Here is a 12,284-nt window from a genome sequence, read left to right as displayed (position 1 = left end):
TTTTGTCATGATTTCATTGTTTGAACGATGAGGGATGTCAGCGCTTTTGATCCCTCGGGTATGAGATGGACGCCGTCTGGTGTGAAGTATTCAGGGTGCTGCAATGCTTTTGCGTGCCAATCGACAAGGGTCACATTCTTGCGTGACTCGGCCTGCCGGCGCAATGACTCGTTTACTTTGCTTTCCCACTGCCGGGGCACACGTGTGTTGACAAGATAGATATCGGCTTTTGAGAAGGAGCTGATCAATGATTCAATTTGGCTGTTTGTGAAATAGCCGTTCGTTCCTAACTCGATGATGACCGCTTTGTCCGGCTGATTAAATGATGCATATTCCGAAGTGAGCCGGAGTGCTTGAGAGACTTGTCTTCCTACCTTTCCGTCGATGGTGACATGAGGAAGGGACTGCCGCAGGTATGACGCAATGTCCAGCATCACCGAGTCACCGATGGCCAGCACGTCTTGCTGAGGCTGTGTTTGTTTTGGATCAGCCGTTTTTTGAGATGACTGTTCCTTTTTGTGTTTCGTCTTCTTCGTATCTGATTTGCCTGTTGGTTTATTCTTGTTGTTGTCTGATGCGGTATCCGTTTTTTCGCCGCCGTGTTTTTTCTTGCTGTCATCTTCTTTAGCAGGTTGATTGTGATCGGCCGTTTTGTGCGAAGCGACGGCTGTTTCTTGCTGCTCGCTTTGCGCGTACGTCCATTGCGGCTGTTTTTTCTCTTCGGCTATCCCTGACAGCCCGCCCGCAAATACGAGAATGGCGGCAAGAATGAGGCCGAGCGACATTCTGCTGATGACAGAGGCCGTCTTCCATTCCAAAAAGCGGTTCAGAAACACGCGGCGTAAAAAAGGCCGGAAGCCCGCAGTGCGGATCGGTTTCTCAATGAAATGATAAGAAAGCTCGGCCAAAATGAAAGTGGCGCCGATTCTGACGGCGCAGTGCCAATAAACCGGATTTCCGATTTCCTGCACCGGGGTGCTCAGCACGATAACCGGGTAATGCCAAAGATAGATTCCGTATGATCTCGTTCCGATCCAGCGAAGCGGTTTCCATGAAAGGACATATCCTATAAAGCTGCTCGGATGACATATACATGCAACAAGAACCGCTGCGGTGATGCTGATCAAAAGCATGCCGCCTTTGTACAGGAAGGGTTCATATTCATCCGTGTAAAAGACGCAAAGCACCAGTGCGGCAAAGGCGGCAAGCTCTGCCCCGTGAAGCAGGTGTTTCATGCTGCTCGGCAGCCGTTTGGAAGATAATCGTTTCATCGGCCATACTAAAGCTAAAGCGCAGCCGATCAGCAATTCAAATGAACGGGTGTCCGTCCCGTAATAAACGCGGCTCGGATCTCCGCCGGGCACATACATCATACTCATTGCGACTGCTGAGCAAAACGCGAGGAACATGACCGCGGCTGCAAGCCGGGCCCGTGTTTTACATATGTACATTCCCGCAAGCAGCAAAAAGGGCCATATGATATAAAACTGTTCTTCAATCGCCAGCGACCACAGGTTTTTTAATGGCGAAGGGGATCCGAAGCTGTCGAAGTAAGAAAGTTTATGAAAGATAAACCACCAATTGCTTATGTAAAAAAGTGAGGAGACCGCATCTCCGCGTACGGTATGCAGGAGCTCGCTGTTAAACAGTACGACCCAAATAACTGTCGTGATAATCATGAGATAAGCCGCCGGCAGAAGCCGTCTGATCCGGCGCACCCAAAAATCACGCAAATCGAGAGTGATGTCATTGCCTTGGGCAGGCAATATAATAGATGTAATTAAATATCCCGATAAAACAAAAAAGATATCAACACCAATGAAACCGCCGTCTGCCCAATTAAAATTCAGGTGATATGCGATCACGGCGAGGACGGCAAAGGCGCGAAGTCCATCCAGTCCGGGAATATAGCGGTGGTGCAGTGACTTGTCTGACATGGTATTCCTCCAATAATGTGTGCGGAAATTCTCGCTGTTTTGCGGATGGCTATGGCAGATTTCTGTACAGTCTTCCATTTGTTCCGTTAAATAGACTCATCCGGAAGGGGATTTTGTTTCAGAAAAAATGAATGAAATGTTCTGATTCTCTTAAACTTTTCTGCCCCTGTCCGGCGTCTGTTATATGAAAGGGTTCCCTTGCGCAATGGCTGTTGCGGGGAAAAAGAAAAAATCCATGATCTGCGGATATCATGGATTTTTTTCTTTTACCGGATATAGCGGTCTCCGACAAGCAGTTTGGAGATGACAGAGGTCGGTATTGTAAACTCTGTAACGCCCATATATCCGGGTGCCGCTTCATATTCATCAAATGAGATGACAAGTTTGTGCTGATCTGTAATATAAAAGTTTTGGTCAGCGCGGATGGATTTGAAAGGCTCCGCCATATCATCATCTTCGACCCAGTATATTTTATTCGGGTCTTCTTTCATCTGTTTTTTCATTTGTTCTTTAATATTTTGGCTGATCACTTTGATATAACGGTCATCTTTGAATAAACTCTTTAACGTAAGCACGGCCTCATTTTTTTTATCAATCGTGATGTATCGGCTTTGCGTATAAGCGGAAGCTTGTGTTTTTTCGATATCACGGCGGATTGAGATCAGATCCGCTGTATCAGTCACGGTTTCATAATCGCTGTAGATGCTGAGGTGGCCTTTTTTGCTTTTTGAGGCCGCCTTCATAAATTCCTGATACAGCTCTTTGCTTTCTTTCATATAATGCCGGTTGATGCTGTCTTCAAGTTTATGATTGGAAAGGCCGGACAGAGCGGGTGTTTTCACATCAATGCTTGATTGGTTCTTTTCTTCTTTCATCTCCACGAACGTGATGGCTTGGACGACTTTGCCGATGACGGGGATTTTGGACATAGCCTGTGCGGCATCCGGATTGATATTGACAACGGCGGTAAATAAGACTGCCGCAGCGACTGCCGCGGATGTCGGCCACATCACGATTCGTTTTTTCTTCGGTTTTGGCTGAAGGGCTTTTTCGACAATGCTGTCCAATTCTTTAGGAATGGGCACACTTTTGTACTCTTCCCTTAATTGCTCTAATCTCTTTTCCATTAAGAAAGATCCTCCTTCGTCAGCTGAATGCGCATAAGCTTCAGCCCCCTGTAAAGGCGTGTTTTAACGGTGTTGATGTTTTCCCCCGTGATGTCTGCGATTTCTTCTAATTTCAGGTCTTCAAAGAAACGCAGAATGATAATGGTTTTATATGGATGCGGCAGGTCGTCAAGCGCTTCGTGAAGGTCTGTGTCTTTGTAGTGATCTTCCTTTCCGCGGCTTAAAAACTCGATCGTTTCATCGTCCATCACTTTAAGCTTTTTCTGTTTGCGGAGAAAATCAATGGCCGTGCGCACTAAAATTTTATAAAACCAGCTTTTGATCACATCGGGGTTTTTGACGGATTCGACCGATGTCAACGCTTTTTGAATTGATTCCTGAACAATATCTAACGCGTCATCCTTGTTCTTTACATAACTGTACGCAAGCCGGTAAAAGTCTTCTTTGCGCTCAGTTATGCACGTCACAAGCGACGCTTTGGCTGTTTCGTTCTTCATTGCTTCAAAGGGCTCCTTTTTAAAAAATACGTATCATAGGCTGCTGCCTAAGGATAGACGGGACAGGGTGAAAAATAGTTTGCGCAGAGCGGATCATTTTTAAAAGGAAAAGGAAGGGAAGAGGAAGAGACGAAAAAAAAGAGCCTGAACGGCTCTTTTTCGAATGTGTATGGTGTTTTGCCAAACGGCTTAGTTCGGTTTGACTAAGATTTTCACTTGGTTTTTCTCTTTGATTAAAGCGCCGAAGCCTTCTTCAATCAAATCGTCGAGCACGATTTTTTTCGTGACGAGCTTATCTGCTGAGAAGTAGCCTTCTTTCATCAGTGCGAGAACGGAAGGGAAGATATCACGGTATCCGATAATGCCTTTTACGGTCCGTTCTTTGATGACGATATCGTTCGGATGGATTTCCGCTCCTTTTTCCCAGATGCTGACGATAACCGTTTCACCGGAAATGTTTGTTGACTGGATCGCCTGGCGGAGAACGACAGGAACGCCTGTCACTTCATAAGAAACGTCAACGCCGCCGTTTGTGCGTTTAGCGATTTCTTCAACGACATCGTCCGTTTTTGACGGATCAATGATGATAGCGCCGAGTTCTTTCGCTTTTTCCTGACGTTCCGGTGAAAGTTCGACCGCGTAAATATCCGTTGCGCCGGCCGCTTTCAGGGCTTCAATCACAAGCAGTCCGATCGGTCCGCAGCCAAAAACGGCTGCCGTGTCGCCCGCTTTTAATTTGCTTTGGCGGACGGCGTAAAGCGCTACCGCTGACGGCTCAACAAGCGCGCCCTGTTCGTAAGAAAGCTCTTCAGGAAGCTTAAACAGCAATTCTTCGTCAACGGACACATATTCAGAAAATCCGCCGCCGCCTCCGGCTAAGCCTAAGAATCCCATTTGTTCATCAAGGTTATAGGCTCCCTGATGTCCGTGTGTGGCAAAAATCGGTTCCACGACGACACGGTCGCCGACGCTGTAATTTTTGACGCCTTCTCCTACTTCCACGACTTCTCCTGAGAATTCGTGACCCATCGTGACGGGCGCCATTTCGTTTGTTAACGGATGAGGTTTGCCGACCGGAATAAAGATCGGGCCTCCCAGATATTCATGAAGGTCGCTTCCGCAAATCCCGCACCATTTGACTTTAATTTTGACTTTTCCCGGTTCTGCTTTAGGTTCATCAATGTTTTCGATTCGAATGTCTTTTTGATTGTGCCATCTTGCCGCTTTCATTGATTATCACTCCTAGTCTGATAGAAACGAGTATAGGTACATGATCAATATGAACCACGGTTAAAAGGAAGAAATGCTTCCTGAAGCCTGATTTCACAAACTATATCATATTACGCAACTATCAATAGGCCTTATAAAAAGTCCATATTGAATGCAGAAATACTCTATGAATATTATAACGCTAATGTATTAAATTTTGTAGTATAATTTACCATGGAATTATATAGAACAGAAGTTTGTGTCATCAATTGAGTGCGTGTCTCCGTCACGTTGTAATGAACATGTAAAGTGATTGAAATATTATAAACGTCTTCTTGGTGTATAATTTTGCCTAGAATAAAGAATCAGGAGGATGAAAGCTTGAAGAAGTTATTCTTAGCCTTATTGATTTTAGCAGGAAGCACGCTGGGAGCGATCAGTTTCTCTTCTGATGCAAGTGCTAAAAAAGTGAACGGAAATATTACATGGTATAATGGAGTCGGTAAAAAAGGATCGTCCGGTAAAAAACTGGGACACTGGGATTGCGCGACAAAATTAGGATTTGACGTTCCGAGAAACGGAACGAAAATCAGAGCTTATGCGAAATCAAAACCGAAAAAGGTTATCACAGTATACAAAAATGATGTAGGCCGTCTGCCGAATGCCGTATTGGATGTCAGCCCGAAAGCGTTCAAAGCGCTCGGATATCCGTTAAGCAAAGGAAGAGTATCCGGACATTACAGCTATTAAAATAGACCATCTTAAAAAGCAAGGAGACTGATTCTTGCTTTTTCTGATTGACGGAGAGATTGATAATGAAGAAGAAACGATGGATTTGGATCCTCGCAGCCGCTGTTTTGGCGGCGGCCGTCATCGGAGCCGTTCTGCTGATCAAAGGAAAAAGCGGCAGCGGCGGAAAAGCCGTTGTTTCCGGCGGCCATGACAAGCTGCTTGTTTCGCTTACAGACAAAGATCTGATGACGAAATATTACGAAGACAGCCGCATGCTGTACGAGGAAAAGCTTTCGGCATATCCGGCGTTTGCGCTGGATGACGCTCACCAGGCGCTCTATTTTGTCGGTAATAATGATCAAAATGAAATGCGTCTGTATAAGCTTGATCTGAAGACGAAAAAGAAGACGGTGCTTTATAAAGGATCGGCGAGCGCTGACAGTCTGTTTTTATCAAAGGACCTGACGCACATTTATTTCCGTCTCGGTAAAGCGGATGAAGATATTTTCCGTCTCGCATCTTTTGATTTGAAAACGAAGCGTTATCAAAATCTGTATCCGGCGGCGGATGAGAAAGACGACAGTGTGAGCAGTTTCTTTTATAACCGCAGCCAAAACGATTTTGCGCTTCTGCATTATTCCGTTAAAGAGGATTATAAAAAAACGGATGAGGCAAATGAGAAGGGGATTGACCCTGAACCGACGAATATCCGGTTTGCAGCAGGGGCGGGCAAAAACCTTCAGGATCTGACCAATCTTGAACAGTTTATCAGCGACGTCGCGATGTCACCGGACGGAAAGAACCTTGTCTTTACATCTTATACACAAAAAGGGACGGAACAAAAAGCGTCCATCCGTCTGATGAATGTCAAAACGAAAAAAGATGAAACGATTATTACAAACGGGAAGGATTTCTCTCCGCTGATAGATGCCCAGCCGCAGTTTTCTAAAGACGGCAGCATCATTTATTTCATGGCGGAAGCCAAAGGCGCTAAGCGCTTGAAGGATGAAACGGGGCGGAACGCGAAGGTCCGGACCATTTATGCTTATCATTTGGATACGAAAAAATGTGAAAAAGTCTGGGAAAATGACAGCGGCATTATCAACAGCTTTTCCGTTATCCAATAATGAAAAAAACACTCAGCGCCAGCTGGGTGTTTTTTAATAAACAAAGCTGGCTGCGGCTGAGGCGAGCCATTTGAAAAAACGGAGAATCGGAACGGCAAAATGGAGTGTTTCGATGAATGACTGTGCGGCAAGGTTCTTTTTCTTCCGTTTCGCCATTTCCTTCAGGTCTTTTTGCTGCTGATCGTTTTTCATGTTCATTGCTCCTTTTCATCATAAAAGGACATGATAACGCAAAGGCCTCTCATGGGATATGGAGGCCTTCTCTATGTTGAGACTCGTAAAAGGGAGGTCTAACTTGATGCCGTTTGATTGTTGTTTTGGAGATTCACCAACGAACGGACGCCGTCGATCATTTTACTGCCGCAAAGGGGGCAAGTCGGGGTATCACTGCCGGTGCCGGCAAAATTCTTTCTGCTCCAGCCGATACAGTCCTCTTTCGTGCATTCCCACGTACTGACATCTTCTTTAGGCAGCGGTTCCTGATTACGTTTGTTGTAGTAAGACATAAAGTCACTTCTTCCCTTATGAATTTTCGTGCACTCCTTCATTGTCTCATACTTTTCCCTAATCTCCTAATTCCTTTTTCTATCCATATTTCCAATGAGGGTGCATCGTCTTCCTGTTATTACAGTATATGCAAATAAGCAGCTTCTTATTTTTTCTTTTTGGATAAATAAAAAAAGCCCCTTCTGAAAAAGGGGTGATTCTTGTTTACTGCTTATCCGTGATGTCCATCGGTCTCATCATGTCGTAATCTTCATGCTCTAAAATATGACAGTGCCATACGTAGCGTCCGCTGTAAGGAGCGAATGTCGCCGCGATTCTGATGACTTCTCCCGAGTGCGCCTGCACGGTGTCTTTCCAGCCTTTTTCACTTGGAGGAGGCGGGACGGCGGGGCCCGTATACACAATGTCGCCGAATTTGTTATAACGCTCTAAGTCAAAAGGACGCCGGTCAAGGACTTGGAAGGAAACAAGGTGCAGGTGTATCGGATGGGTTCCCCCCATCGGATTGATAATCGACCAGATTTCCGTTGTGCCGAGCTTCGGCGCTTCTGTCACAGGATCATGCCAGCGCTTGTTATTAAGCGTCAAAACCGGCCGGCCGTATTTGTCCTGCGTATTTGTGAGTTTAAGCGTCCTGATATTGTGTATTCGTTTTGAGGTCACATCAGGCATGGCTGAAAGATATTTAGGCTTCCGGCTTGTGTCTTCTCCCTTCAGGGGTTTTGTGACGCGGAACTGCATGACATTGGCGTCGGTATCCGGGTTGACGTCGCCCCCGCAGCCGGTGCCGTTCGTCAGAATGATATGTTCTCCGTCAAAAGCGGAGAAATCAATCAGCACATCATACCGCTCTGCCGGGGCTAAGCTGATGGTCTGTGTTCTGACAGAGCGGGGGAGCAGTCCGCCGTCAGAACCGATTTGGATAAACCGGCCGCCGTTATTGAGCGAGAGAGTAAATGTTCTCATATTTGAGGCGTTAAGAATGCGGAAACGGTATGTCCGCGGTTCAACTTCCATATACGGCCATGCTTTTCCGTTGACGAGAATGGTATTTCCGCAAAGAAACGGGACGATTGAAGGGGTGGGCAGCGTTTCGGAAGGGTTATCCGGCCCGCTCGGATAAGACAAGGAACCGTCGTCATTTAACGTGCGGTCCAAAATCATAAGCGGTACGTCGTACTCTCCGGCGGGAAGCTTCAGCTGCTTTTCTTTTCGCTCACGGATGATATACATCCCGGCAAGTCCGGCGTACACATTAAGCCTCGTGGCTGCCATGGCATGGTCGTGATACCATAATAGCGCCCCGCGCTGTTTGTTTGGATAATGGTATACCTCTTTTTCAAAATAAGGCCCCGTTTCCTTAAAATCCCGTGTGAACCAGGCTTCCGGATAGCCGTCGCTGTCAGGCGGCGTTTCTCCTCCGTGTAAATGGACGACGGTCCTGACATCGGGTTCCTGATGGCCGCTTTCTGAGTGGTGAATGGTATGGTCTACGGGCAGAAAGTGCTTATCTGGCAAGTCATTCATCCATTTAACATAAATGCTTTCACCTTGGTTGACGTCGATCGTCGGGCCCGGAAACAAACCGTTATACCCCCACAGCCGGGTCGGCGGGAGATCGCGGTGCAGCTTGTGAAAGCATTCCTTCATTGTGACTTCGTAATACGTGCTGCCGTCTGATTTCTTCTGCGGCTCCAGTGTTTCGATAATCGGCAGTTCATCTGCAAATTTTTCAAGTGCCATTATTTATCCTGTCCTTATCATTTATTGAATTCCTGTACTATAGATAATGCCGCCTGGAACAAGTTGGTTAAAAAAACACCCGCCCTTTTTTGAGGACGGGTGTTTCGGTTATTGCGCAACCCGGTTTGCGGAAGCGCTCTCTTTCGGTTTTTGTTTTTTGCGGAATACATAGGAGGCGAGCACCAGCAGTGTAATAAATCCTGTCAGCAGAAATTCAGACCGCATTGAACTGATAAACAGCATAGATAACAAGATGGCGCAAATAGCAATGATTGTCAGGTAGGTTAAGTATGGGTAGCACCACATTTTGATTTTAAGAGATTCAGGATTTGTCCGTTCGATTTTCTTTCTCATTCTCAGATGTGAGACGGCGATGACGAGATAGACGAGCAGTGCGATTGCCCCTGATGCATTGACCAGAAATAAGAATACGGAGTCGGGAGAAAAGTAGTTCATGACAACGGCAATATAGGAGAAAAAGGTGCCGGCGATAATGGCTTGGACCGGTACGCCTCTTTTACTCAGTTTCATAAAACGCCGCGGCGCTTCATTTCGCGCCGCCAGTGAATACAGCATCCGTGACGTTGTATAAAGCCCGGAGTTCAGGCAGGACAGAACGGCTGTCAGGACAATGAAATTCATGATCTGAGCGGCTGCGGGAACCCCGATATGTCCCAAAACGGCAACGAAGGGGCTTTCCAAAATATTGGCTGAATCCCACGGAAGCAGCGTGACCACAACCGTAATGGAACCGACGTAAAAAATAATGATCCTCCAGACGACTGAGCGGGTCGCCTTTGTGACGGATTCGACCGGGTTTGACGTTTCTCCCGCTGCGATTGCGACGATTTCAGATCCCATGAAAGAGAAAATGACGACGACGATTCCGAGCAGAACGGAACTTGGGCCATTAGGGAGAAATCCGCCGTTGCCTGTCAGATTTTCCAGCCCGACCGGTTTGCTGCCGGGGACGATTCCGAAAATGAAAGCAAATCCCGCGATTAAGAAGACAACGATCGTCGCTACCTTCACTAAGGAAAGCCAGTATTCAAATTCGCCGAACGATTTAACTGAATAAATATTCGTCAGTGTTAATAGCACGGTCAGAAGCAGACTCGTCAGCCATAACGGAATCCCAGGGAACCAGTACTGTATGATTCCGGCGCCCGCAATGGCTTCAATGGCAATGACGATGACCCAGAAAAACCAATACAGCCATCCAATGGTATAACCGGCCCATGGACCGATGGCGTCATGCGCGTACTGTGAAAACGAACCGCTTGTCGGATTGACGGAGGACATTTCCCCCAGCATCCTCATAATAAAAATCACTAATAGTCCTGCTAATGCGTAGGAGACAATCGCTCCGGGTCCGGTGGAATGAATGACGGATCCGCTTCCGACAAATAATCCGGCGCCGATCACGCCGGCAATTGAAATCATGGTCATATGCCGGGTTTTTAATCCCTTCGATAAAGAATTAGGCTGATTCATTCTTTGCCTCCTTTTGGGTTATTTTATGCTGAATATTCCGACAAATATTATTCTATCATACATGCATGAGACATTTGTTAATGATGTGAGAAAATGTGACTTCTTTTCTCATCTGTACGCAGAAAATGACGCAAGGTGTTTCTATAGACCCACTGTGGTTCAGTGATGTGTCTCATTAATAGGAAAATACGAGCAGAGAGGAGTTTTTTGGTAAGGAGAGATAAGATGAACTGAAAAAAGGGAGAATCTGGGACAATGGTCACTATTGCTGCTTATCCTGTTCTATCTGCAAAGATCATCGGTTATGTTTTTCACTCAGAAGCACTTACTGCAGAGGTTTAATAATAACTGACATTATTGTTTCGGTGGCTGTGATAATCGCATCCATTCACGGCCGCTTTCGGGCGGAAACGATCGCATCGCTTATTGAATCTTTTATTGTGATGGTTGTCGGACTGCTAGTGCTGTTGGAATCTATATTTTCTGCTAGACAAGAGATGCCAAAAGCTTGGACGACAGCGGGCATGCAGCCCTGATGTTTGTAGTCTGCCAGACAATATTAGGAAACTGGTGATAATAAATTTCGAGGCATTCGTCAGTATCAGCACGTTATCGGAATTACAGGAGAGAACAGATAATTTGGACTATTTAATATATTTTTAATTGACAGAATCATTTCGTTATAATAATCTGTTTTCTGTAAATGTATTTAATTACAAATATACAATTTATTCTTATTTTTGTAATTAAATTTAAAGGTTAATTATGTTTATTTACTAATATTCAGAATAGGAAGGTGTAACAAATGAAGGTTGAAATTGAAAATTTAGATACTAGAAAACTCGCTTATAATGAAACTTATGCGTGGACTTCAACTCTTTTAAAGTCGCTGAGAAATTCAATGGATTTATTTAAGTTTGACGAAATTGTTCCGACTCCCTTTTCTAGAAGATATGAGCCAGGTGCCAAGCATTCAGTAATCGTACTAGGGGATAAAACTTTACCTGACATTAAAGAAAATGGGGATCATGACTCCTCCTTTAATTCAAAAGTTGAGGTGGCGGGTGAACAGTACTACTATATGAGTGTTAGTCATGTTGTAGAAAAACAGATGGCAACGGAATATTTACCTAAGGTTTATTGCCTTGCCCCATGCCTTCGATTATTGATGGAAGGGGAAGAGCTATCTGCAAAACATATTTATTCCTTCTTTCAATTTGAAATTGAATGGAGAACTGAGAGAATGGAAGATGTTTTCGATTTAGGGGAGAAGATTCTCTATGAAGCAGGCAATAAGATTTTATCTCTAATTGATAATAATGATGATTTGACGTTAACTCCTTTAGCAAAACGCAACACAGAGAGCTTGGTAAAAGGCTCATATCCTAGAATAACATTTGAAGAAGCCTTAGAAAGAGTAGGACGATCTAAAGATTCAGAAGGGGATCTTACTTCTGAAGAAGACGCACTTCTCTCTAACCAATTCGACACACCTTTTTGGATTTATAACTATCCAGCAGGAGTTAGAGATTCAATTTATCACGAAAGTCCAAAAGGTGTTTTTCAAACTTACGATTTAATGTTGCCTTTTGGCTACGGTGAACTAACTACCGGGGGTATCCGTCCAACTAGCGGAGAGGAGATTATTAACCAATCAAAAACGCTCGGCAATTCTTATCATCCGGAATATGCTCAATGGAAAGATAAATCACAAGTGCAAACAGCTGGATTTGGAATTGGACTGGAGAGATTGTTAAAGTTTATCTCTGGCGCAGAAAGTATTTTAGATTTCATTCAATATCATGATGCAGGTCCAAACACGACGATTACACGTCCTAATCAAAAATAATAACTTCTGATAGGGGAGAGGGTAAGGAATTAAATTCTAACCCTTTTCTTTCTTTTGAGTCG

The 12,284-nt window shown here is 45.1% G+C and carries 11 protein-coding genes and 1 pseudogene; 4 read left to right on the top strand and 8 right to left on the bottom strand.

The features are described 5' to 3' along the window. Positions 1-5: 5 nt before the first annotated feature. The 4 genes from ACXN9U_RS11370 to ACXN9U_RS11355 form a co-directional block, all read right to left on the bottom strand. Positions 6-1,937, bottom strand: a complete 1,932-nt coding sequence (locus ACXN9U_RS11370; protein WP_060963422.1) for an acyltransferase family protein — start codon at positions 1,935-1,937, stop codon at positions 6-8. A gap of 266 nt (positions 1,938-2,203) precedes the next feature. After that, complete coding sequence (rsiV, locus tag ACXN9U_RS11365; protein WP_060963421.1) at positions 2,204-3,064, bottom strand: anti-sigma-V factor RsiV; 861 nt, start codon at positions 3,062-3,064, stop codon at positions 2,204-2,206. Then, a complete protein-coding gene (gene sigV, locus ACXN9U_RS11360; protein ID WP_045926857.1) occupies positions 3,064-3,561 on the bottom strand; it encodes an RNA polymerase sigma factor SigV in 498 nt (165 codons plus the stop codon). The genes rsiV and sigV overlap by 1 nt, the downstream gene beginning before the upstream one ends. 189 nt (positions 3,562-3,750) lie before the next feature. Next, positions 3,751-4,791 (bottom strand): 2,3-butanediol dehydrogenase, encoded by a 1,041-nt coding sequence (locus tag ACXN9U_RS11355; RefSeq protein ID WP_060963420.1) that lies wholly within the window; start codon positions 4,789-4,791, stop codon positions 3,751-3,753. Between the two features lie 360 nt (positions 4,792-5,151). On the opposite strand from ACXN9U_RS11355, the gene walM reads away from it, so the two are divergent. Continuing rightward, complete coding sequence (gene walM, locus ACXN9U_RS11350) at positions 5,152-5,520, top strand: cell wall metabolism protein WalM (protein ID WP_016937044.1); 369 nt, start codon at positions 5,152-5,154, stop codon at positions 5,518-5,520. A 65-nt stretch (positions 5,521-5,585) separates the two neighbouring features. Further along, complete coding sequence (locus ACXN9U_RS11345) at positions 5,586-6,629, top strand: TolB family protein (RefSeq protein WP_095241931.1); 1,044 nt, start codon at positions 5,586-5,588, stop codon at positions 6,627-6,629. A gap of 33 nt (positions 6,630-6,662) precedes the next feature. Here ACXN9U_RS11345 and ACXN9U_RS11340 read toward each other — a convergent pair whose 3' ends face one another. The 4 genes from ACXN9U_RS11340 to gabP form a co-directional block, all read right to left on the bottom strand. After that, entirely contained in the window at positions 6,663-6,821 is a 159-nt protein-coding gene (locus tag ACXN9U_RS11340; protein WP_047476356.1) for a hypothetical protein, read from the bottom strand. Positions 6,822-6,919: 98 nt separating this feature from the next. After that, positions 6,920-7,135: a cold-shock protein gene (locus ACXN9U_RS11335; protein WP_029575254.1), complete on the bottom strand. Its 216-nt coding sequence runs from the start codon at positions 7,133-7,135 to the stop codon at positions 6,920-6,922. A gap of 205 nt (positions 7,136-7,340) precedes the next feature. After that, positions 7,341-8,879 carry an outer spore coat copper-dependent laccase CotA gene (cotA, locus tag ACXN9U_RS11330; protein ID WP_489201673.1) on the bottom strand — a complete coding sequence of 513 codons (1,539 nt, stop codon included), beginning with the start codon at positions 8,877-8,879 and terminating at the stop codon, positions 7,341-7,343. A gap of 108 nt (positions 8,880-8,987) precedes the next feature. Then, a complete protein-coding gene (gene gabP / locus ACXN9U_RS11325; protein WP_060963417.1) occupies positions 8,988-10,373 on the bottom strand; it encodes a GABA permease in 1,386 nt (461 codons plus the stop codon). Positions 10,374-10,628: 255 nt separating this feature from the next. Here gabP and ACXN9U_RS11320 point away from each other — a divergent pair. Beyond that, positions 10,629-10,897, top strand: a pseudogene (locus ACXN9U_RS11320) (transporter); the annotation flags it as partial. 281 nt (positions 10,898-11,178) lie between these two features. Further along, positions 11,179-12,222 carry an amino acid--tRNA ligase-related protein gene (locus ACXN9U_RS11315; protein WP_489201672.1) on the top strand — a complete coding sequence of 348 codons (1,044 nt, stop codon included), beginning with the start codon at positions 11,179-11,181 and terminating at the stop codon, positions 12,220-12,222. Positions 12,223-12,284 lie beyond the last annotated feature (62 nt).

This window comes from Bacillus sp. BACIII, from assembly GCF_057836745.1.
Note: the sequence above shows the minus strand (reverse complement) of the source record. Positions and strands in the feature narration are given on the sequence as shown.

Coding starts and splice junctions, on each gene's coding strand:
- ACXN9U_RS11335 (WP_029575254.1), bottom strand. CDS start 7,135: ATGTCTTACTACAACAAACGTAATCAGGAACCGCTGCCTAAAGAAGAT.
- rsiV (WP_060963421.1), bottom strand. CDS start 3,064: ATGGAAAAGAGATTAGAGCAATTAAGGGAAGAGTACAAAAGTGTGCCC.
- ACXN9U_RS11370 (WP_060963422.1), bottom strand. CDS start 1,937: ATGTCAGACAAGTCACTGCACCACCGCTATATTCCCGGACTGGATGGA.
- sigV (WP_045926857.1), bottom strand. CDS start 3,561: ATGAAGAACGAAACAGCCAAAGCGTCGCTTGTGACGTGCATAACTGAG.
- ACXN9U_RS11345 (WP_095241931.1), top strand. CDS start 5,586: ATGAAGAAGAAACGATGGATTTGGATCCTCGCAGCCGCTGTTTTGGCG.
- gabP (WP_060963417.1), bottom strand. CDS start 10,373: ATGAATCAGCCTAATTCTTTATCGAAGGGATTAAAAACCCGGCATATG.
- cotA (WP_489201673.1), bottom strand. CDS start 8,879: ATGGCACTTGAAAAATTTGCAGATGAACTGCCGATTATCGAAACACTG.
- ACXN9U_RS11340 (WP_047476356.1), bottom strand. CDS start 6,821: ATGAAAAACGATCAGCAGCAAAAAGACCTGAAGGAAATGGCGAAACGG.
- ACXN9U_RS11315 (WP_489201672.1), top strand. CDS start 11,179: ATGAAGGTTGAAATTGAAAATTTAGATACTAGAAAACTCGCTTATAAT.
- ACXN9U_RS11355 (WP_060963420.1), bottom strand. CDS start 4,791: ATGAAAGCGGCAAGATGGCACAATCAAAAAGACATTCGAATCGAAAAC.